The sequence below is a fragment of the Primorskyibacter flagellatus genome, from assembly GCF_900176485.1.
Taxonomy (GTDB): Bacteria; Pseudomonadota; Alphaproteobacteria; order Rhodobacterales; family Rhodobacteraceae; genus Primorskyibacter; species Primorskyibacter flagellatus.
In genome coordinates, this window is record NZ_FWYD01000071.1 from 1 (window position 1) to 1,159 (window position 1,159).

At 59.3% G+C, this 1,159-nt stretch carries 1 protein-coding gene; it reads left to right on the plus strand.

Features of this window, described 5'->3' with window-relative positions:
* Positions 1–56 precede the first annotated feature (56 nt).
* Complete coding sequence (locus tag B8991_RS20975; RefSeq protein ID WP_084355219.1) at positions 57–1,145, plus strand: IS630 family transposase; 1,089 nt, start codon at positions 57–59, stop codon at positions 1,143–1,145.
* The last annotated feature ends 14 nt before the right edge of the window (positions 1,146–1,159 follow it).

The following is a 1,159-nucleotide window of genomic DNA, read 5'->3' on the forward strand; positions in this document are numbered from 1 at the left end:
CCTAGTCACCCGGAACCGAAGTTGTCATCATAGATTTGAGGCAGCCTTGGGAGCGGATGATGAGAGGTCGTGCGGCGGTAGTTATTGATTTGAGCGGCGAGGAGCGGGCGTTTCTTGAGGCGCAGTTACGCCGGCACAAGGCGGCACGGTCATTATCTGACAGGTGCCGCATCGTGTTGCGTTGTGCGGCGGGTCTTTCCAACAAGGACGTCGCGGCGGAACTCGGCCACAGCGAGCACACAGTCGGCAAATGGCGGCGGCGTTTTGCGGAGCACCGGATCGAAGGGCTTTCGGACGAGTACCGCGAAGGCCGGCCACGGACTGTATCGGATGAACAGGTCGCCGATGTCATCAAACGGACGCTGGAGACCACCCCAAAGGACGCGACGCATTGGTCGATCCGCTCGATGGCCGCGGAGACCGGTCTGTCGCACACGACAATCCGTCGGATCTGGAACGCGTTCGGCCTGCAACCGCATCGTTCGGAGACCTTCAAACTCTCCACCGACCCGCTGTTCGTGGACAAGGTACAGGACGTTGTCGGCCTCTATATGTCGCCACCGAACCGGGCTATCGTCTTGTGCGTGGACGAGAAATCTCAAATCCAGGCGTTAGATCGAGAACAGCCCGTATTGCCCATGGCCCCCGGTGTGGCCGAGCGGCGCACCCACACATACATCCGAAACGGCACGACCTCACTGTTTGCGGCGCTCGACATTGCCACCGGTGCTGTGATCGGAAAATGCTATAAGCGCCATCGTGCGACCGAGTTCCTGAACTTCCTCAAGGAACTCGACCGGCGGATGCCCGAAGGGCCGGACGTGCATCTGGTGATGGACAATTACGCGACCCACAAGACTCCGAAGGTGAAGGCCTGGTTGGCCCGCCGCCCGCACTGGCACGTACACTTCACCCCGACTTCGGCAAGTTGGCTGAACCAGGTCGAAAGATGGTTCGCCGAATTGACCCGCAAGCAGATCCAGCGTGGAGTACACAGGTCCGTGGCCGAGTTGGAGGCTGACATTGCCACATTCATCGATGCACATAACGAGGCCCCGAAGCCATATCGATGGGTCAAGTCAGCTGACGAAATCCTCGCCTCCGTCAAGCGGTTCTGCCAGAAATCACAATGCCAAGGACTTTAGATTCAGGTGACTAG

What these genes read in the sequence shown, in the direction of transcription:
- B8991_RS20975 (WP_084355219.1), top strand. Translation starts at nt 57, where the DNA reads ATGATGAGAGGTCGTGCGGCGGTAGTTATTGATTTGAGCGGCGAGGAG.